This window comes from Pseudomonas gingeri (assembly GCF_013386165.1).
Taxonomy (GTDB): Bacteria; Pseudomonadota; Gammaproteobacteria; order Pseudomonadales; family Pseudomonadaceae; genus Aquipseudomonas; species Aquipseudomonas gingeri_C.
The window spans coordinates 11950-30929 of record NZ_JACAOS010000003.1 but is presented as its reverse complement, the minus strand read 5'-3'; the positions used below and the strand labels follow the sequence as shown (position 1 = coordinate 30929).

The following is an 18980-nucleotide window of genomic DNA, read 5'->3' as shown; positions in this document are numbered from 1 at the left end:
GATCTGGATCAAATTCAACACCGTAATACGTTGTGACAATTCGCCATCCTCACGAGGTGCGAATGTGACAGGCCCTTTCGATTTTCTGAAAAACCCCTTTGCGAGAAAAATCGGTCTGATCCTGCTGGTCAAATTCGTCCTGCTCATGGGGATCCGCAGCATCTGGTTCAACGCTCCGGTCGAGGTCATGGATGACGGTGTAAAGGCTGGCCAGCACTTGCTTGGCCCCTCACTTGTCCCTCCAGAGAAGATCCCGAAATGATCTCTGAATCAGTCGTCGACTTATCTCGACTGCAATTTGCCATGACCGCGCTGTACCACTTCCTCTTCGTCCCCCTGACATTGGGCATGACCTTCCTGCTGGCCATCATGGAGTCGGTGTATGTCATGACCGGCAAGCAGGTCTACAAGGACATGACCCAATTCTGGGGCAAGCTCTTCGGGATCAACTTCGCCCTGGGCGTCACCACCGGCCTGACCATGGAGTTCCAGTTCGGCACCAACTGGTCCTACTACAGCCACTACGTGGGCGACATCTTCGGCGCGCCGCTGGCCATTGAAGGCTTGATGGCGTTCTTTCTCGAGTCGACCTTCATCGGCCTGTTTTTCTTCGGCTGGGATCGCCTGTCCCGCGTGCAGCACCTGGGCGTGACCTGGCTGGTGGCGATTGGCTCGAACATGTCGGCGTTGTGGATTCTGATCGCCAACGGCTGGATGCAGAACCCGGTCGGCGCGGAGTTCAACTTCACCACCATGCGCATGGAGCTGACCAGTTTCAGCGCACTGCTGTTCAACCCGGTGGCCCAGGTCAAGTTCGTCCACACCGTGGCCGGCGGCTATGTGACCGGGGCGATTTTCGTGCTGGCCATTTCCAGCTGGTACCTGCTCAAGGGCCGTGACAAGGAATTTGCCCGACGCTCCTTTGCCATTGCCTCCGCGTTCGGCATGGCATCGATCCTGTCGGTGATCATTCTCGGCGACGAATCCGGTTATGAAATCGGTGACGTGCAAAAAACCAAGCTGGCCGCCATCGAAGCGGAATGGGACACCGAAGCGGCCCCCGCAGCCTTTACCCTGTTCGGACTGCCCAACCAGGCGACACAACATACCGACTATGCGGTGAAGATCCCCTACGTCATGGGCATCATCGCCACCCGCTCGCTGGATACGCCGGTCACCGGCATCAAGGACCTGGTGACCGAGCATGAAGGGCGGATCCGTAACGGCATGGTTGCCTACGGCCTGCTGAAACAACTGCGCTCCGGCGACAAGAGCGAACCGACCGTCGCCGCGTTCAACCAGGTGAAAAAGGATCTGGGCTACGGCCTGCTGCTGAAGAAATACACCGACCAGGTGGTCGACGCCAACGAGGCGCAGATCAAGCAAGCCGCCCTGGATTCGATTCCCAGCGTGGCCTCGATTTTCTGGACCTTCCGCCTGATGGTGCTCAGTGGTTTCCTCATGCTGGCGCTGTTCGTCTGCGCGTTCTGGGCCTCTGCCCGCAAGAACGAAGCGCGTAAACCCTGGCTGCTGAAATGGGCCTTGTTCAGCCTGCCACTGCCCTGGGTCGCCACTCAAACCGGCTGGTTCGTGGCCGAACACGGCCGCCAGCCGTGGTCGGTGGGCGAAGTGTTGCCGACCTACTTGTCGGCCTCCAGCGTCTCCTCCAGTGATATCTGGGGTTCGCTGCTGGCGCTCGTGGCGTTCTACAGCGTGCTGCTGGTCATCGAGATGTACCTGATGATCAAGTTCGCCCGCCTCGGCCCGAGCAGCCTGCACACCGGCCGCTACCATTTCGAACGCGACAGCACCCCGGCTCACGCCGCACAGCCGGCCCTGGCCTGAGGAACATGACGATGTTTGACTATGAAAGCCTCAAACTGATTTGGTGGGTGCTGGTCGGCGTGCTGCTGATCGGCTTCGCCCTGACCGATGGCTTCGACCTCGGTGCCGCGGCGCTGATGCCCTTTGTCGGCCGCAGCGACACGGAGCGGCGGGTGGTGATCAACACCATCGCGCCCCACTGGGACGGCAATCAGGTCTGGCTGATCACCGCCGGCGGCGCCCTCTTCGCCGCCTGGCCGCTGGCTTATGCGGCGGCTTTCTCGGGTTTCTACTGGGCGCTGCTGCTGGTGCTGTTCGCCCTGTTCGTGCGCCCGGTAGGCTTTGACTACCGCAGCAAGCTGAGCAACACCCGCTGGCGGCAGAGCTGGGACTGGGGCCTGTTTGTCGGTGGCGCGGTGCCGGCCCTGGTCTTCGGCGTGGCGTTCGGCAATTTGCTGCTGGGAGTGCCCTTCCAGTTCGACGACAGCCTGCGCTCCAGCTACCACGGCAGCTTCTGGCAACTGCTCGGCCCCTTCGGCCTGCTGGCCGGGGTCGTCAGCCTGAGCATGCTGTGCCTGCACGGCGGCACCTGGCTGATGATGCGCACCGAGGGCGCGATTGCCCGGCGCTCACGCACGGCGGCGCAACTGATGGCGCTGGTTTACCTGCTGGCCTTTATCGGCGCCGGGCTCTGGTTGTGGCTGGGGAACATCCACGGCATGACGATCACCTCAAGCTTCGACCCCAATCTCGCGCTCAACCCGCTGGACAAGACCGTGGCCGGCAACAATCCGGGCTGGATGGCCAACTATCGGCACTCTCCCCTGACCATGATTGCCCCGTTGCTGGGGATCGGCGGCGGCGTCATGGCGCTGCTCGCGGCAATCGCTCGGCAGGGCCGCTGGGCCTTTCTCGGCAGCAGCCTGGCGATCGTCGGCACCCTGTGCACCGCCGGTTTTGCGCTGTTCCCGTTCATCATGCCGTCGAGCCTCGACCCCGCTTCAAGCCTGACGCTCTGGGACGCGGTGTCCAGTCGCATGACCCTGGGCATCATGCTGGTCGCGGCCACGATCTTCGTGCCGCTGATCCTCTGCTACACGCTTTGGTGCTACGCCAAGATGTGGGGCAAGGTCACGACGCAACACATCGACTCCCATACCCACAGCCTTTACTGAGGAACGGACACTATGTGGTATTTCGCCTGGATCCTCGGCGTGTTGCTGGCCTGCAGCTTCGGCATCATCAACGCCCTCTGGCTTGAAGCGTCCAATAGCCTGGACAAGGAGCCGACGGGTGAGGACTGAAGCCCTCTCCCCCACCTGGCTGCGCTGGGGCGGCAGCCGGGCGCTGTCCCTGCTGCTGGCCATGCCCTTGAGCTTGATCCTGCTGATCCACCCCGCCTCGATGCTCGATGCCCAGGGCCGCTACAGCCATAACCTGTTGATGCTGATCATGTGGGGCGTCGCCGCGGGCTTTGTGCATGGCGTGGGTTTCGACCTGCAGGCCAGGGTCTGGCAGGTGCTGTTCCATCCGTTGCTGGCCTGGGGCTTGATGGGCTTGGGTTACGGGTTGTGGTGGACGGCCTGAATGATCTGCGGGAAAGCAAGCGCCACGCTTTTGAGAGGGTTCCTCCTGGCAATACGGCGCCCCTGGATAGCCCGCACTTACAGGGCCATCAAGAGAACTCTCTTTTCATTGACTGAAATTTCCTAGAAATTCCTGGGCGCTTGTTTGCACCTGACCTCGCGGCTAGGCTTCGATTCATCAGTGCTCATCAGTGATTTACCACTTAAGCAAGGAGGCATGAAGTGATTCCAGATTGGAATGTGGAGGGGTTAATTCCCCCCATTAATGAGCAGAATCCAGCGGGGCACGATAGATCTCCGTATGAGGTTGAGCTTCCACTACTCGTCCAGCATTTTGCGACCAGCTTCGACCGATGTGCTATTTTGGAAGGATACCTATCTCATCGCGCAGAGCTGCACCGAATGGGCATGGCTAGCGGATTTCAATGGTTGGATGGGAGCTTCACGGAGAACATAGAGCTGATTGATCGCCGCCCCCCGAGAGATATTGACGTGGTGACATTCACGTCGGAAGGCGACGACTTCTACGACGACCTGACGCCAGACGATATTCGATTGCTGGGTGCAACCAGAGCCGACAAAGCTTATGTAAAGCAACAATTCAAGGTTGATTTTTATGTACAGTCCTTATGCGATGCCCCAGAGATTCTGGTTGGAATGACATCTTACTGGTACAGCATGTGGTCGCACCGCCGCTCAAAGCAATGGAAAGGATTTTTGCGGGTAGACCTTGATCCTCAGCACGATCAGGCAGCCCAAGATGCCCTCGTGGCTCGAAAGCAGGAGTTCGCTCATGAATAGGAATGAATACCTGCATCGATCGGCAGAACTACACTTCCTTCAAAAGCAATTGTCCAAGACAGGGCTAAGCAAGCTCTCCGCCATGTCCATTCGATCAAGGATCGAAGAGACGCAGGCCTATCTGGAAGAACATGGCGAAAATGCCTATCAGCCAGCCAAGGTGACCCTAACGTATCGCGGTGCACCGGTATGGGGAACCCATGGTGTTCTTGCAGAGTTCGGCACAGCGGCGACCCAAGCCTTCAGTGAGGCCATTGCAACGATTGCCGCATCGCTATCTGGGGCCCTTGCAGATAAAGGTCCCATACCGAACAGATCAAACAATCAACTGCTCATTACCGGCACAGCATTGGGGTCTTTTGGTTTTGAGTTGGAGGAGGTGCCTGCGCAAAAGCAGCTGGAAATCGAGGGAACGACGTCTGTCTCTCAGGCAATCGACCTTATGACAGAGCTGCTAGAAGCGACAACAAAAAGCGACGAGGAACTGTCCGAACCCGTTTCGAGACTGGCGGACCGCGCCATAGCAAGCGTCTCTGATTTTCTTGGAAAGCTGTCAAGCTTCGAAGCGTCCTGTTCTGTTACAACACGCACCAGGAAATTTCAGTTCGTCGATACAGAACAGGTCCGACGTAGTAAGGATCGCCTTAGCGTGGACAATATCAAAGAAACCGTAGAGACCTTCGATGGCGAATTCATAGGGGCGCTCCCAGACAAACGAGCTTTTGAGTTTCGGACTAGCGACGGGGTCGTGATCTACGGTGGAATACCCAGAGATATACCGAATCCAAATGCGGTTAATCAGCATCTTTATCAAAATTTCAAAATAACACTGAGCGCCAAGAGAATCGGCTCAAGTAGACCCCGCTACATACTCCATTCTTTCCCCTGGTCTGAATGAACCACAAGCCCGACGCTGCGCCGGGCTGAAACGGTCACGATAGGCGCGCTTGGTAATCATCGCCGTGTAGCGTTCCGCCAATGAGAGGATCAGCGCCTCGGTCACAATCTGGGCTTCCGCCAGACCCTGCGGATAACCGTCGCCCGCGCCACGTTCATGATGCTGTTCGATGATCTGAATCCACTGCGCATTGCTCACGCCACAGTCACGGATGGCCTGGGCACTCAGATGCGGATGGCGTCGTATCACCGCCCGTTGCTCAGGGGTCAGGACCATCGGCGTGTTATTCAGGCGATCCTGATGGCGCAGCACCGCAATGTTCGCGGTCAGCGAGGCGGCCATCAAGGCGATAAGCCTTGGCGGATCGAGCTTCATCTGACGCGCGATCAGGTTGCAGAGAATGCTGTGAAACAGCGTCTGCTCATGGGCCGAAGGATGCTGGGAATAGATATAGATCAGCGCCAGGCAGGCATCGGCGTCGCTGGCACAGAGACGGTCGATGACCCTCGCCAGCCCCAGCACCTGACGCTCGGCATCCGACTGCTGGCGAGTGACCGCGTCCAGGACCGCCTCGAGCGTCGTCAGCAAGTCACCGTACTCGGCAAGGGTTTGTTGAGTACCACCTGACCTGGATGAATGGGGATGAGGATTGAGCCGGCTGTAGGAGCATCGAGGTTCATGGAAGCATTTCTACCTGGGTAGGCATTCGTCAAAAATGCAAAGCGACAGAAATCGGGCGTCAGAAAGCTGATCTTCTAGCACAATTGCGACGAGCCCAATATCACTTTGATATCACTCAGTTCAAAGCGTGAACTGCGGCACATTGCCGCTGGTCTTTTACGGACCGCACGCGGCGTGGCAAGATCACCTCCCTCTTCCTGCCCTTGACCGGGAACCCTACGTGCCTCGCACTCGAACTCAGCGGCGATTCGGAACCTGGCTGGCCATGCTGGCCCTGGGTTTGCTGCTGTTCGTGCCGACGATTTCCCGCACCGTCCAGGCCCTGGAGCAGCAACCCGGTGGCGCCTGGTGCCCCATGCACGCCATGGACAGCAGCCATCAGCCATCGGGCGAGTCCGGCCATGCCGGCACGCACGACATGCTCGATGCCTGCGCCTACTGCTCGCTGTTTCACGACAGCCCGGCCCTGCCCTGGGCCATCGCCGTACTGCCACCGTTGGTGCCAGCCACCTCCACCGCCATCTTCTGCAAGACCGCCACCCCGGCGTATCAGTGGCCGCTGAACCTCTGCCCCCGTGGGCCGCCCCAGGCCTGATCCAGGCGTTTTCCAAAATACACACCACCCGCTGAACACCACGAGCGCATTGGCGCCCGTGGTTTTTCCGCGTGTTTTGTCGCCCTGAATCACGGACTTGTACCGATGCCCATCACCTTCCAGCAACGCGCCCTCGCCGCGTTGAAGCGCCCTGCCGTCCTTTTGCCGGCGAGCCCCCAGACACCGCGTCTGTCGAACCTGAATCACGCCCTGCTGTCCGCCCTGGCCAGCAGCCTGGTGCTGCTGCCCGCCGCCTTGCCGGTACACGCCGACAGCCTTGCCTCGAACAGCAACGCCGAACAGAAAAGCGCTGCCGGCCCCGTCGTCCTCGGCAATGTCACGGTGACCGCCGACGATCAGGTACAGCCACTGCCCCATGCTGTCGCCAGCGCACCCGCAGTGGTGGAAAGCCGCACGGCCGAGCAGATCAACGACAGCGTCAACCTGATGACCTCGGCCGAAGCCCTGAAATACCTGCCGAGCATCGAAGTGCGCGAACGTTATATCGGCGACCGCAACGGCATCGTCTCCACCCGCACCACCGGGACCGTGTCCAGCGCCCAGTCGCTGGTCTATGCCGACGACCTGTTGCTCTCCAACCTGCTGGGCAACAGCTACAGCTTCCCACCGCGCTGGGGCCTGGTGTCGCCCAGCGAGATTTCCCGGGTCGACGTCATGTATGGCCCGTTCAGCGCGCTCTACCCGGGCAACTCCCTGGGCGGCGTGGTGACCCTGGAAACCCGCATGCCGACCCGCCCGGAATTCCACGCGGCAATCACCGGCGCGCAGCAGGACTTCAAGCTCTACGGCACCCACGAAAACTACAACAGCGGCAACGTCAGCCTGGCCGGCGGCAACCGCGTCGGGCCGTTTTCAGCCTGGGTCTCCTACGACCACCTCGACGCCCAGGGCCAGCCGATGAGCTTCGCCACCGCCAACCTGTCCAACAGGACCGCTGCGGGCTCGGCCACCCAAGTCAGCGGCGCGCAGCAGGACACCGACCAGAACGGCAACCAACGCCTGGTGTTCGGCGGCTACGCCATCGACCACAGCGTCCAGGACCAGGGCAAGCTCAAGCTCGGCTGGGACATCAACCCGGACGTCACCGCCATCTACACCCTGGGCCTGTGGTCAGACGAGTCCCACACCAGCGTCGACAGCTACCTGAAGAACAGCGCCGGCCAGACCTTCTACAACGGCCCGGTGAATATCGGCGGCAAGGCCTACACGGTGTCCGGCCTCAACCCCGGCAGCACCGACGAACTGCATATCCTCAACGCCCTGTCCCTGGGCAGCGATACCAAAGGCCCGTTCGACTGGCATGCCGCCTACAGCAACTACCAGTACCTCAACGAAGAATCGCGCTCGGCGTCCAACTATGGCCAGACCTCGGCCGGCACCCGCCAGGTGCAGGACGGCACCGGTTGGCAGACCGGAGAACTGCGCGGCATCTGGCGTCCGCAGCCGTTGCTCGGACAAACCCATGAAGTCACGTTTGGTTATCACATCGATGACTACCTGCTGAAGCAGGACACCTACCAGGTCAGCGACTGGCAAAACGGCAACGGCGGACCGAAGAGCGCGGCGTCCGGCGGCGAGACCCGCACCCAGGCGCTGTACCTGCAGGACGTCTGGAAACTGGCGCCGCGCTGGACCCTGACCCTCGGTGGCCGAGAGGAATACTGGGAAGCCTTCGACGGCTTCAACCTCAACACCTCGACCACCCCGGCCCAGGTCAGCTACCCCGACCAGCGCCGCCACAACTTCTCGCCCAAGGCGGCGCTGGCCTTCGACATCACCCCGGATCTGCAAACGCGCTTTTCCTACGGCCGCGCAGTGCGTTACCCGACAGTGACCGAGCTGTTCCAGCAAGTCACCAGTGGCAACCAACTGGTGCAGAACAACCCCAACCTCAAGCCCGAGGACGTGCGCTCCTACGACTGGACCACGCAATACAGCTGGAGCCAGGAGCAACTGCGGGTCTCGCTGTTCCAGGAAAATCGCCGCAACGCCCTGTTCTCGCAGACCGACACCACGGTCAGCCCCAACCTGACCCAGATCGAGAACATCGACCAGGCGCGCATTCGTGGCGTGGAAACCGCGCTCGATGCCCAGGACGTCGGCCTGTCGGGCCTGGATCTGTCGGGCAGCATCACCTATGCCGAGTCCGCGATCCTGCAGGACAGCCTGGCGCCGGCCGCCGAAGGCAAGGAGTTCCCGCGTATCCCGCGCTGGCGCAGCCGCATTTCGGCGGTCTATCACCAGAATGCGCAACTGACCTACGCCCTCGGCTACCGCTACTCCAGCGGCGCCTACAGCACCCTGCTGAACACCGACAGCAACCGTGACACCTACGGCGGGATCAGCAGCTACAGCGTGTTCGACGTCAAGGCCAGCTACAAGATCGACGCCCACCTCACCGCATCGGCCGGCATCGACAACCTCGGCAACGAGAAGTACTTCGTCAGCCCCCACCCCTATCAGCAGCGCACCGCCTTCCTGGGGCTCAACTATGACTACTGACCTGGCCACTCACCGCAGCGGGAGCCTCGCCCCATGAACACTTTCACCACCACCCGGGCCAACCGCCGCGCCGGGCTCTACCGGCTGATCTGGCGCTGGCATTTCTATGCCGGCCTGTTCTGCATTCCCTTTGTCCTCGCCCTGTCGCTGAGCGGTTCGATCTACCTGTTCCACCCGCAGATCGACGCGCTGCTCGACAGCCCCTACAACCAGGTCCAGGCCGAGGCGCCGAGGCGTCCGATCAGCGAGCAGGTCCAGGCCGCCCTGGCGCAGGTGCCGGGCAGTGTGCTCAACGCCTATCAACTGCCGGACGGGCCGACCGAGGCGGCCCAGATACTGGTGGGCAAAGGCGATGCGCTGCAGCGGGTCTATATCGATCCGGTGACGACCCAGGTCCTGCACCAGGTCGCCGACGACGAGCGCTTCACCCGCCTGTTGTTCCACCTGCACGGCGAGTTGCTGATGGGCACCCTGGGTTCGGCGCTGGTGGAACTGGCCGCCGGCTGGACCCTGGTGATGTTGCTCTCGGGGCTTTATCTCTGGTGGCCGAAAGGCGGTCGCCTGGCCGGGGTCGTCTATCCGCGGTTGAACCAGCAAGGTCGGTTGTTCTGGCGTGATCTGCACGCCGTGGTCGGGTTCTGGATCTCGCTGTTCGCCGTCCTGCTGATTCTCAGCGGCCTGCCCTGGGCGACCGTCTGGGGCGGCGCACTCAAGGAAGTGCGGCAGTGGGCAGCGAGCCACGCCGTGGAACAGGACTGGACCACCGGCCGCGCCTCGGAAATGGCCCAGCGGCGGGCGATGAACATGCCCATGGCCGACGAACACGCAAATATGCCGGGCATGCACCACGACATGCCGATGTCGATGCCGATGAACGCCGCCGCCCCGGACTACAGCGCGCTGGAACGCCTGGCACCGATGGTCCAGGCGTTGCACCTGCCGTCGCCGGTGCTGATCTCGCCGCCCTCGGCCCGGGCGCCGAACTGGACCGCCCGCTCCGACACGGCGAACCGTCCGCAGCGAGTCAACCTGACCCTCGACCCGGCCAACGGCACGGTGCTCAAGCGTGTCGACTTCAACCAGCGGGCGCTGCTGGACCGTATCGTCGGCTACGGAGTGGCCGTCCATGAAGGTCAACTGTTCGGCCTGGCCAACCAGTTGCTCGGCCTGCTCACCACCCTCGGCCTGATGACCCTGTCCCTCAGCGCCCTGGTGCTCTGGTGGCGCCGGCGTCCGCAAGGCGCCCTTGGCGCGCCGCCGGCCCTGGCCGAGAGCCGTTATCCGGCGGTCATGCTGGGTGTGCTGGTGTTGCTCGGTCTGTACCTGCCACTGTTGGGTGCCTCCATGTTGGCGCTCTGGCTGCTGGAACGTTGCCTGCTGTCACGGATCAGGCCGTTGCGTCACTTCCTCGGCCTGGCCGTCGGCTAAGGCTTATGCCTGGGGGCTTGCCAGCTGTCGGGGATCACCGCAATCACGTCGATCTCCATCAACCATTGCGGCTGGCCAAGCCCTGAGATCACCGGGCCGGTCAAGGATCAGGCCAAACGCTTTTCCCGAGGATGAGAAAGCCCAATCGTGACCGATTGGGCCGAATCAAAACGGGGACCGCTGTATGACGTTTTGTCAGTCAATCTGTATCTAACAGGCTCGCATCGACCCCTCTATCATCCTGTGCTGCATACAGATGCCTCCCATCTGCCTCAAGGAGCTACACCATGCCCGAACTGTCCAACCTGCTTGCCTACGGCCTGATCTCACTCGGCATGGTGCTGACGCCCGGGCCGAACATGATCTATCTCATCTCGCGCTCGATCTGCCAGGGGCGCATGGCCGGGCTGATTTCCCTGGGCGGCGTGGCCTTGGGTTTCGTCGTCTACATGTTCTGCGCCGCATTGGGCATCACCGCCCTGCTCCTGACGGTTCCCTACGCCTATGACGTCCTGCGTATCGGCGGCGCGCTCTACCTGCTCTACCTGGCCTGGCAGGCGGTCAAGCCCGGCGGCCGCTCGCCGTTCCAGGTGCGCGACCTGCCCAAGGACAGCCCGCGCAAACTGTTCACGATGGGCTTTGTCACCAACCTGTTGAATCCGAAAATCGCGGTCATGTATCTGTCCCTGCTGCCCCAATTCATCGATCCCGTCGGCCACGGCAGCGTACTGGCGCAATCCCTCGTACTCGGCTTTACCCAGATCGCCATCAGCATCAGTGTCAACGCAGTGATTGCCGTCATGGCGGGCTCCATCGCGGCATTTCTCGCCAGCCGGCCGGTGTGGCAGATCGTGCAACGCTGGCTGATGAGCTCGGTGCTCACAGGCTTGGCCGTGCGCATGGCCATCGAGGGGCAGAGCTAAAGCCGGCTGTTTGCGCTTGAACGCAAAAGAGCGACAGCCATCAGCCCCCCTCGCCGATCAGGATATCCTCGAAGAACCCACCGACGGCCTCGGTGGGATGGCACAGCTGGATTTCCAGGACCCAGACCATCTCGCTCGGGACAATCTCCAGCTCCGCCAGTTTCTCCTGGCCGAACAAGGCGTGGGGGAAATCGGCAATGCGATGGCCCGCCAGGTTTCGTTCCAGCCGCCAGCCTTTCGAGACTGCGCTGCGTTCGGCGAAGTCATACAGCTCACGACCGGTCAGCCCCTGGTACCACGCCTCGCGGGTCTCATCGAAGACCTCGTGCAAGGCCTTGACGCAGGCCTGGTGCAGCGGGTCCTCGCCGAACACGAAGGTGTCGCCATAGTCCCCTTCATAACCGTCCCAGACCGGGCCGAGATCGACCACGGCGATATCGGTCGCGCGTAGCTTGCGCAGGGGGTCGATGCCCTCCCGTGGCGTACGCACGGTGTCGTCGCCAAAACGGATATAGGTCGGATGCCAGGTGTGAGACGCGCCCATGGCCTGCAACTGCTGGCCAGCCATCTCGAGGGCCTCGGCGGTGGTCATCCCGACTCGCAACTGACTGGCGATGGACGCCAGGGCACGCACCGATTGCTCGCGGGCCGCCAACATGCCGTCCAGGGAATAACGCGGGCCGACTTTTTCCCAGACCGGGTCCAGTGGCTTGGGCGCCGACTCGGGTATCGACAGGCCGCTGGGCACGAAAGCTTCCGCGACAAAACGATGGGCCGGCACACCCGCCGCAAGGCTGTGTTCGCGGACATCGCGAATCATCGAGCTGTTACCGCAGGCATAGACCTGAGCCTGTGCCCAGTCATGTGCCTGCTGGAAAGCCACCTGCTGCACCCGGGCCTCCGCCGACAGCACCGGGTACCAGGAAAAACCGGGGTATTCGGTGCTGGCCTGGTCCAGGAACGCGCGGTCGTAAAAATCGGCGGGCTGAGAGCCGCCCCAATACAGGCTTACCTCGGCGCCCCGGGCCAGTGCGCTCAGCAGCAGCGGCTTGACCCCGGCATAGCCGGTGCCCGTGGCGAACAGCACCACGGGGCGCGTGTCATCGTGTTGCCAGGTGCACGCACCCAATGGACCTTCCAACGTCAGCCGGTGCCCCACCTCCAGGGTCGCCAGGATCTGCTCGGAAAAACGTCCGCCACGGACCTGGCGAATCTGAAAGACCAGCTGGCCGTCATCCTCGGCAGGAAGATTGGCAATGGAGAAACAGCGGCTGTCGCCATCGTCGAGGCGAAACCTGACGTACTGCCCGGCACGGACCTGAAGAGGCTCCTGAGTTTCCGGCATCAGCACCAACTCGGTGATATCCCCGCTCAGGGCGCGTTTGCCCAGGACCCGTGCACTGATTTCCAACGAAGGGGTGTCCAGCGACCAGCCGGGGATCTCCAGGCGCATATCGGCGCAGGCATGGCTCTGGCACAACAGCATTTCATCGGCCGCAAGGGGATAAGACGGTGCCGGAGCGCCGGGTGCCAGAAGCTTGTCGCGATACTCCCCCGCCACCACCTTGACCTTGCACGAACCACAGGCCCCCCGACGGCAGGAGAACGGCACCGAGAGGCCGCTGGCGAGCATGGCGTCGAGCAGCAACTCGTCACCGGCCTCGAAGGTTTTGCCCGAGGGCGACAATTCAATGACATGGCGTGTGTTCATAAAGACCTCGGGGTGAATGAGGTCCAATTGTTGCGGTAGACTAGGACCATGAGAACCTCCAGTTTTGGATAATTCAGATGGTCCAGTTACGCAAATGGCGGCCCCTGCTCAAGCTCGATGACAGCGAGACCCAGGCGTCCTATCGCAAGATCGTCGAAGGCCTGGTCACCGCCATTGTCGACGGGCGCCTCACGCCCGGAACCTTGCTGCCCGGAACCCGTGAGATGGCGCGGTTGCTCGACGTCAACCGCAAGACGGTGATCCTCGCCTATGAGGAAGCCATGACCAAGGGCTGGCTGGTCAGCGAACCGCGACGGGGCACCTTCGTCAACGCGCAACTGGCACCCATGATCAAGGCCCGCAGCGCCCCGCCCTCTTTCGCGCTGGAACTGCGGGCGCAACCGGTCGTGCCGTATTTCACCCCGGGCCAGCAGACAACGGCACTGCAAGCACACCCCGGCGCGCTGTTCTTCGATAACGGTGCCTGCGACCACCGCTTGCTGCCCCAGGCGGTCTTGCATCGTTACTATCGCAACGCGCTGCGCAAGAGTTTCGTCTCCAACACCGTGCGCCACGGCTGTGACGGTACCAGCCATGAATTACGCAGGGCCCTGGCCGAAATGCTGCGCAACAACCGCGGCCTGGCCGTTGAGGCCGAGCATATCTGCCTGACCCAGGGCGTGCAGATGTCGCTGTACCTGACGGCCAGCGCATTGCTCGAGCCCGGCGATGTGGTGCTGGTGGAGCGCCTCAGCTATCCGCCGGCGTGGGAGATATTCCGCCGTTTGGGCGCACAGTTGGTGACCGTGGACCTGGACAGCGAAGGCTGCCGGGTCGACCAGATCGACGCGCTGTGCCGGCAGCACAAGGTGCGGATGATCTACCTCACGCCCCACCACCAGTTTCCCACCACCGTCAGCCTCCACGCCGGGCGCCGACAACAACTGCTGGCGTTGGCCAAGCAGCATGACTTCTGCGTGATAGAGGAAGACTACGACTACGAGTATCACTTTGATGGCCGGCCCTACCTGCCCCTCGCCAGCGACAGCAGCCAGCGGCATGTGATTTATGTCGGCTCGCTGTCCAAGTCGCTGGGCTCGACGTTTCGCTGCAGTTATGTGGTGGCGCCCGCCAACGTGATCGAGACCCTGAACCGAAACGCCGCGCTGACCCTGGGCCAGGGGGACGCGGTCTCGCAGCAGATGCTCGCGGACCTGATCAATGACGGCGAACTGAAAAAACATCTGCGCCGGGTCTCGAAGGAATATCGGCGGCGACGAGAAACCTTGCACAGTTGCCTGGTGGCGGCCTTTGGCGAGCGTATTTGTGTTCAGGAACCCGAAGGCGGCCTGGCCCTGTGGGTCCGTTTCAGCGACGACATAAACGTCGGCCAACTGGTGGCAAAGACCCTCGAGTACGACCTGGTGGTGCGTAACAGCCGCCAGTTCTCGCCCATGGATCAACCGGAGAATGCGCTGCGCCTGGGCTTCGCCTCCCTCAACCGGGAGGAAATCCGTCAGGCCACCCACCGCCTGGCGCAGGCGGCGAGCGCCCTCACCCGGTAGCAACCACGGCCCATGGACCGGACCGTCGGGAGCATCAGCCAGGAACAGCAAGAAAATTTCGTATACCATCTACACAACTTTTCTCTCGAACGATCAGAACCGTGGCCCTACCCAAACTCAACGCCCCCGACCTTGGCAATTCGCCTTCGACCTCGGAAATCATCACCCGCCATCTGCGCGACGCCATCGTCGCCGGACATTTCGCCGAGGATGAGCCGATTCGTCAGGACGACATCGCCCGCCAGTTCAACGTCAGCAAGATTCCCGTGCGCGAAGCCCTCAAGCGCCTGGAAGCCGAAGGCCTGGTGATGTTCCTGCGCAATCGCGGGGCGATGGTCACGCGGGTCTCGGATGCGGAGTTGGCGCAGATGTTCGAAGTGCGCATGCTGCTGGAAGACAAGGTCCTGCGCCTGGCCATCCCGAACATGACCGACGAGACCTTCGAGCGGGCCGAACGCATCTGCCAGGAGTTCATCGGCGAAGATGACGTGGGCCGCTGGGCCGAACTCAACTGGGAACTGCACGCCTGCCTCTACGAACCGGCGCAACGACCGTTCCTGGTCAGCCTGATCCGTTCGGTCAACGACAAGCTCGAGCGCTACCTGCGCATGCAAATGAGCCTTTCCGCCGGCAAGGAGCGCGCCGACCACGAACACCGGGAGATTCTCGCGGCCTGCCGCGCCGGGGATGTTGATCTGGCGGTGAAGCTGCTCGACGAGCATATCGCCGGCGTCTGCAAGACCTTGTTCGAACACCTGCCCCACAGCCACTGACGGCGTCGTGCACTGTGCTGATTTCGTCATCGGCACAGGCTAAAACCCTCAAGCCGACAGCCCCTCCTCCGGGCCACTCTGTCCGTCACTTATCGGAACGGACGTGGCCCCTCCATGAAACGCATCAGCGTGATCGACTCCCACACCGGCGGCGAACCCACCCGCCTGGTGATCGCCGGTTTTCCTGACCTGGGCCACGGCAGCATGGCCGAGCGCCGCCAGCGTCTGGCCCAGGAACATGATCAGTGGCGCGCGGCCTGCGTGCTCGAACCCCGGGGCAGCGACGTGCTGGTCGGCGCCCTGCTCTGTGAACCAGTGGACCCGAGCGCCTGTGCCGGGGTGATTTTCTTCAACAACACCGGTTACCTCGGCATGTGCGGCCACGGCACCATCGGCCTGGTGGCGTCCCTGGCACACCTGGGCAAGATCGGCCCGGGCACCCACAGCATCGAGACCCCCGTGGGCACGGTGCAGGCGACCTTGCACGAAGACCATTCGGTCAGCGTGCGCAACGTCCCGTCCTACCGTTACCAGAAAGCCCTGGCACTGGAGGTGCCGGGTATCGGCGAGGTCGTTGGCGATATCGCCTGGGGCGGCAACTGGTTTTTCCTGATCGCCGAACATGGCCTGGACATCGCCGGCGACAATCTCGAAGCGCTGACCGCCTATACCTTCGCCGTCCAGCAAGCCCTCGAGGCCCAGGGGATTCGTGGCGAGGACGGTGGCCTGATCGATCATATCGAGCTGTTCGCCGATGACCTGCACGCCGACAGCCGCAACTTCGTCCTGTGCCCCGGCAAGGCCTACGACCGCTCCCCTTGCGGCACCGGCACCAGCGCCAAACTGGCATGCCTGGCGGCCGACGACAAATTGCAGCCGGGGCAGATCTGGCGCCAGGCCAGCGTGATCGGCAGCGAATTCGAAGGTTCCTACGAACGCCAGGACGAACGCATCGTGCCGACCATTCGTGGCCGGGCCTTTATCAGCGCCGAAACCAGCCTGATCATCGAGCAGGACGACCCGTTCGCCTGGGGCATTCGCCCATGAACCCGGGCCGGGTGGCCGATGTGATCGTGATCGGCGCCGGTATCATCGGCGCCGCCTGTGCCCAGGCGCTGGCCCGGCGCGGCTTGCAGGTCCTGGTGCTGGATGCCGGCCTGCCCGGGGCGACGGCGGCGGGCATGGGGCATTTGCTGGTCCTCGACGACAACCCGGCCGAACTGGCCCTCAGCCAATATTCCCTGCAACGCTGGCGCGAAACGGCGCCAACACTACCCGACGGCTGCGCCTACCGCAGCAACGGCACCCTCTGGCTGGCGGCCAATGCCGAAGAAATGGCCGTCGCCCAGAGCAAATACCTGAACTTGCAGGCCCGGGGCGTCGCCTGCGAGTTGCTCGGCAGCAGTGCCTTGCGCCTGCGCGAACCGGCATTGCGCGAGGGTCTGGAGGGCGGCCTGCTGATCAATGACGACGGCATTCTCTATGCCCCGGCAACCGCCCGCTGGATGCTCGAAACCGCCAATATCACCCAGCGCCAGGCGCGGGTCAGTGAAATCGAAGGCAACCGCGTGCGCCTCGACGACGGTCAATGGCTGAAGGCCGAGGCGGTGATCCTGGCCAACGGCGTCCAGGCCAGCGAGCTGTGCCCGGAGTTGCCGATCGTGCCGAAAAAGGGCCACTTGCTGATCACCGACCGCTACCCCGGCAAGGTCACCCACACGCTGGTGGAACTCGGTTATGTCACCAGCGCCCACAATGCCAGCGGCCCGTCGGCGGCGTGCAATATCCAGCCGCGCCCGACCGGGCAGCTGTTTATCGGTGCATCACGCCAATTCGGCACCACGGACCCGCAGGTCGAAGGCTGGATGCTCGCCAAGATGCTCAGGCGCGCCACCGAATACATGCCCGGCCTGGCACAACTCAATGGCATTCGTGCCTGGACCGGCTTTCGCGCCGCCAGCCCCGATGGCTTGCCGCTGGTGGGCCAACACCCGCAACGCAAGGGCTTGTGGCTCGCCGTCGGCCACGAAGGCCTGGGGGTCACCACGGCCCCCGGCACCGCCGACCTGCTGGTGGCGCAACTGCTCGATGAAACGCCACCGCTGGCCGCGCAACCTTATCTGCCACAACGTTTCCTCGGGGAGCCGACCTATGCTTGAGTTGCTGCTGGACGGCCACGCCCTGAGGGTCGCCGAAGGCACCAGCGTTGCCGCCGCGTTGGCCCTCGGTGGCGACGGTTGCAGCCGCACCTCGGTCAGCGGCCAGCGCCGCGCGCCCCTGTGCGGCATGGGCATTTGCCAGGAATGCCGGGTGACCATCGATGGCCGGCGGCGCCTGGCCTGCCAGACACTCTGCCGTGACGGCATGCGCGTGGAGACTCAAGCATGAGCGAATACGCCGACCTGCTGATCATCGGTGCCGGCCCCGCGGGCATGGCGGCGGCACTCGCCGCCGCCGCCAGCGGCGCACGCATCGTGATCCTCGACGACAACCCGTTGCCGGGCGGGCAAATCTGGCGCGACGGGCCCCAGGCCCAACTGCCGAACCAGGCCCGGCGTCTGCGTGAGCAGTTGGAGAACTGCAGCAATATCCAGCGCCATGCCAGCACCCGGGTCATCGCCTGTGCCGGTCCCAAGCAACTGCTGGTCGAAAATGACGAGCGTGGCTGGGTCATCGGTTACGACAAACTGATCCTGTGTACCGGCGCCCGTGAATTGCTGCTGCCCTTCCCGGGCTGGACCTTGCCCGGTGTGACCGGTGTCGGCGGGCTCCAGGCGCTGATCAAGGGCGGGCTGCCCGTGCGCGATGAACGCCTGGTGATCGCCGGCAGCGGCCCCTTGCTGCTGGCCAGCGCCGCCACCGCCAGACACAACGGCGCCCAGGTGCTGCGCATCGCCGAGCAGGCGAGCCGCCGCGCCATTGCCGGTTTCGCCGCGCAACTGCCGCGCTGGCCGGACAAACTGCTGCAGTCGTTCAGCCTGTTCGACCACCATTATCGAACCGGCAGCCATGTCCTCGCCGCCCTCGGCAGCAATCGGCTGGAAGGCGTACGCCTGCAACAGCAGGGAAAAATCCTCGAGCTGGAGTGCGACCGCCTGGCCTGTGGCTTCGGCCTGATTCCCAACACCCAACTCGGCCAGGCCCTGGGCTATGCACTCGATGGCCAGGCACTGGCGGTGGATGCCTGGCAGACCAGCCAGCACGTCGATCACTACGCGGCGGGCGAATGCACCGGTTTCGGCGGCAGTGAACTGGCCCTGGTCGAAGGCGCGATTGCCGGCCACGCGGCGGTCGGCGAACGGCCACAGGCCCAGGCATTGTGGCCGCTGCGGGCGCGCTGGCAGGGTTTTGCCAAGGTCCTGAACCACAGCTTCCGCCTCAACCCGCCGCTCAAGTCGCTGGCCAAACCCGACACCCTGGTGTGCCGCTGCGAAGATGTGCCCTACGGTGCACTGGCCAGCCACAGCGACTGGCGCGACGCCAAACTGGCCAGTCGTTGCGGCATGGGCGCCTGCCAGGGCCGGGTCTGCGGCGGTGCCGTGCAGCACCTGTTCGGCTGGCAGCCGTCGGCACCGCGCCCGCCCTTCAGCCCCGCGCGGATCGAGACCTTGTTGTGCCTCGACGACTCGCCACCGGCCTGAATCTCGGCCCGGGGCTTCCGGCCCCGGCGCC

At 63.1% G+C, this 18980-nt stretch carries 19 protein-coding genes and 1 pseudogene; 17 read left to right on the top strand and 3 right to left on the bottom strand.

Features of this window, described 5'->3' with window-relative positions; translation table 11 throughout:
• Positions 1 to 64: 64 nt before the first annotated feature.
• The 7 genes from HX866_RS04840 (at position 65) to HX866_RS04810 (ending at position 5109) form a co-directional block, all read left to right on the top strand.
• Complete coding sequence (locus tag HX866_RS04840) at positions 65 to 262, top strand: hypothetical protein (RefSeq protein WP_177091454.1); 198 nt, start codon at positions 65 to 67, stop codon at positions 260 to 262.
• Positions 259 to 1845, top strand: coding sequence for a cytochrome ubiquinol oxidase subunit I (locus HX866_RS04835; protein ID WP_177138293.1), 1587 nt, complete (start codon positions 259 to 261; stop codon positions 1843 to 1845). The genes HX866_RS04840 and HX866_RS04835 overlap by 4 nt, the downstream gene beginning before the upstream one ends.
• An 11-nt stretch (positions 1846 to 1856) precedes the next feature.
• On the top strand, positions 1857 to 2999 hold the full coding sequence (gene cydB, locus HX866_RS04830; RefSeq protein WP_177138292.1) for a cytochrome d ubiquinol oxidase subunit II: 1143 nt from the start codon (positions 1857 to 1859) through the stop codon (positions 2997 to 2999).
• Between the two features lie 12 nt (positions 3000 to 3011).
• Entirely contained in the window at positions 3012 to 3128 is a 117-nt protein-coding gene (gene cydX / locus HX866_RS04825; protein WP_177100688.1) for a cytochrome bd-I oxidase subunit CydX, read from the top strand.
• Positions 3118 to 3411: a cyd operon YbgE family protein gene (locus tag HX866_RS04820; RefSeq protein WP_371319218.1), complete on the top strand. Its 294-nt coding sequence runs from the start codon at positions 3118 to 3120 to the stop codon at positions 3409 to 3411. The genes cydX and HX866_RS04820 overlap by 11 nt, the downstream gene beginning before the upstream one ends.
• A 221-nt stretch (positions 3412 to 3632) precedes the next feature.
• Positions 3633 to 4211: a DUF6932 family protein gene (locus HX866_RS04815; protein WP_177091450.1), complete on the top strand. Its 579-nt coding sequence runs from the start codon at positions 3633 to 3635 to the stop codon at positions 4209 to 4211.
• A complete protein-coding gene (locus HX866_RS04810; RefSeq protein WP_177091449.1) occupies positions 4204 to 5109 on the top strand; it encodes a hypothetical protein in 906 nt (301 codons plus the stop codon). Before HX866_RS04815 ends, HX866_RS04810 begins: the two co-directional genes overlap by 8 nt.
• Here HX866_RS04810 and HX866_RS04805 read toward each other — a convergent pair.
• On the bottom strand, positions 5062 to 5697 hold the full coding sequence (locus HX866_RS04805) for an HD-GYP domain-containing protein (protein ID WP_177091448.1): 636 nt from the start codon (positions 5695 to 5697) through the stop codon (positions 5062 to 5064). The genes HX866_RS04810 and HX866_RS04805 overlap by 48 nt on opposite strands.
• A gap of 313 nt (positions 5698 to 6010) precedes the next feature.
• On the opposite strand from HX866_RS04805, the gene HX866_RS04800 reads away from it, so the two are divergent.
• The 3 genes from HX866_RS04800 to HX866_RS04790 all read left to right on the top strand — a co-directional run bounded on the left by HX866_RS04800 (position 6011) and on the right by HX866_RS04790 (position 10336).
• Positions 6011 to 6385, top strand: coding sequence for a DUF2946 domain-containing protein (locus HX866_RS04800; RefSeq protein WP_177091447.1), 375 nt, complete (start codon positions 6011 to 6013; stop codon positions 6383 to 6385).
• Positions 6386 to 6490: 105 nt separating this feature from the next.
• Positions 6491 to 8908: a TonB-dependent receptor gene (locus HX866_RS04795; RefSeq protein ID WP_177138291.1), complete on the top strand. Its 2418-nt coding sequence runs from the start codon at positions 6491 to 6493 to the stop codon at positions 8906 to 8908.
• Between the two features lie 33 nt (positions 8909 to 8941).
• Positions 8942 to 10336, top strand: coding sequence for a PepSY-associated TM helix domain-containing protein (locus tag HX866_RS04790; protein WP_177138290.1), 1395 nt, complete (start codon positions 8942 to 8944; stop codon positions 10334 to 10336).
• Here HX866_RS04790 and HX866_RS04785 read toward each other — a convergent pair.
• Positions 10333 to 10437: pseudogene (locus HX866_RS04785) on the bottom strand (RidA family protein); the annotation flags it as partial. The gene HX866_RS04790 and the pseudogene HX866_RS04785 overlap by 4 nt on opposite strands.
• A 186-nt stretch (positions 10438 to 10623) precedes the next feature.
• Here HX866_RS04785 and HX866_RS04780 point away from each other — a divergent pair.
• Positions 10624 to 11259 carry a LysE family translocator gene (locus HX866_RS04780; RefSeq protein WP_177091440.1) on the top strand — a complete coding sequence of 212 codons (636 nt, stop codon included), beginning with the start codon at positions 10624 to 10626 and terminating at the stop codon, positions 11257 to 11259.
• Between the two features lie 40 nt (positions 11260 to 11299).
• Here HX866_RS04780 and HX866_RS04775 read toward each other — a convergent pair whose 3' ends face one another.
• Positions 11300 to 12970, bottom strand: a complete 1671-nt coding sequence (locus HX866_RS04775; protein WP_177138289.1) for a M24 family metallopeptidase — start codon at positions 12968 to 12970, stop codon at positions 11300 to 11302.
• 77 nt (positions 12971 to 13047) lie between these two features.
• On the opposite strand from HX866_RS04775, the gene pdxR reads away from it, so the two are divergent.
• From pdxR to HX866_RS04745, 6 genes are all read left to right on the top strand, one after another.
• Positions 13048 to 14535, top strand: coding sequence for a MocR-like pyridoxine biosynthesis transcription factor PdxR (pdxR, locus tag HX866_RS04770; RefSeq protein ID WP_177138287.1), 1488 nt, complete (start codon positions 13048 to 13050; stop codon positions 14533 to 14535).
• Positions 14536 to 14636: 101 nt separating this feature from the next.
• Entirely contained in the window at positions 14637 to 15308 is a 672-nt protein-coding gene (locus tag HX866_RS04765; protein WP_177124249.1) for a GntR family transcriptional regulator, read from the top strand.
• 114 nt (positions 15309 to 15422) lie between these two features.
• The gene (locus HX866_RS04760; protein WP_177124248.1) at positions 15423 to 16355 is read left to right on the top strand and encodes a 4-hydroxyproline epimerase; all 933 of its coding nucleotides are present in this window, start codon (positions 15423 to 15425) and stop codon (positions 16353 to 16355) included.
• Entirely contained in the window at positions 16352 to 17467 is a 1116-nt protein-coding gene (locus tag HX866_RS04755) for an NAD(P)/FAD-dependent oxidoreductase (RefSeq protein WP_177124247.1), read from the top strand. The genes HX866_RS04760 and HX866_RS04755 overlap by 4 nt, the downstream gene beginning before the upstream one ends.
• On the top strand, positions 17460 to 17696 hold the full coding sequence (locus tag HX866_RS04750; protein WP_177124246.1) for a (2Fe-2S)-binding protein: 237 nt from the start codon (positions 17460 to 17462) through the stop codon (positions 17694 to 17696). The genes HX866_RS04755 and HX866_RS04750 overlap by 8 nt, the downstream gene beginning before the upstream one ends.
• Positions 17693 to 18949 (top strand): NAD(P)/FAD-dependent oxidoreductase, encoded by a 1257-nt coding sequence (locus tag HX866_RS04745; RefSeq protein ID WP_177138285.1) that lies wholly within the window; start codon positions 17693 to 17695, stop codon positions 18947 to 18949. Before HX866_RS04750 ends, HX866_RS04745 begins: the two co-directional genes overlap by 4 nt.
• The last annotated feature ends 31 nt before the right edge of the window (positions 18950 to 18980 follow it).

Excerpts from the sequence above, each read along its gene's own strand:
- HX866_RS04775 (WP_177138289.1), bottom strand. The coding sequence starts at position 12,970 with ATGAACACACGCCATGTCATTGAATTGTCGCCCTCGGGCAAAACCTTC.
- HX866_RS04790 (WP_177138290.1), top strand. The coding sequence starts at position 8,942 with ATGAACACTTTCACCACCACCCGGGCCAACCGCCGCGCCGGGCTCTAC.
- pdxR (WP_177138287.1), top strand. The coding sequence starts at position 13,048 with ATGGTCCAGTTACGCAAATGGCGGCCCCTGCTCAAGCTCGATGACAGC.
- HX866_RS04760 (WP_177124248.1), top strand. The coding sequence starts at position 15,423 with ATGAAACGCATCAGCGTGATCGACTCCCACACCGGCGGCGAACCCACC.
- HX866_RS04810 (WP_177091449.1), top strand. The coding sequence starts at position 4,204 with ATGAATAGGAATGAATACCTGCATCGATCGGCAGAACTACACTTCCTT.
- cydX (WP_177100688.1), top strand. The coding sequence starts at position 3,012 with ATGTGGTATTTCGCCTGGATCCTCGGCGTGTTGCTGGCCTGCAGCTTC.
- cydB (WP_177138292.1), top strand. The coding sequence starts at position 1,857 with ATGTTTGACTATGAAAGCCTCAAACTGATTTGGTGGGTGCTGGTCGGC.
- HX866_RS04745 (WP_177138285.1), top strand. The coding sequence starts at position 17,693 with ATGAGCGAATACGCCGACCTGCTGATCATCGGTGCCGGCCCCGCGGGC.
- HX866_RS04780 (WP_177091440.1), top strand. The coding sequence starts at position 10,624 with ATGCCCGAACTGTCCAACCTGCTTGCCTACGGCCTGATCTCACTCGGC.
- HX866_RS04795 (WP_177138291.1), top strand. The coding sequence starts at position 6,491 with ATGCCCATCACCTTCCAGCAACGCGCCCTCGCCGCGTTGAAGCGCCCT.
- HX866_RS04755 (WP_177124247.1), top strand. The coding sequence starts at position 16,352 with ATGAACCCGGGCCGGGTGGCCGATGTGATCGTGATCGGCGCCGGTATC.
- HX866_RS04750 (WP_177124246.1), top strand. The coding sequence starts at position 17,460 with ATGCTTGAGTTGCTGCTGGACGGCCACGCCCTGAGGGTCGCCGAAGGC.
- HX866_RS04835 (WP_177138293.1), top strand. The coding sequence starts at position 259 with ATGATCTCTGAATCAGTCGTCGACTTATCTCGACTGCAATTTGCCATG.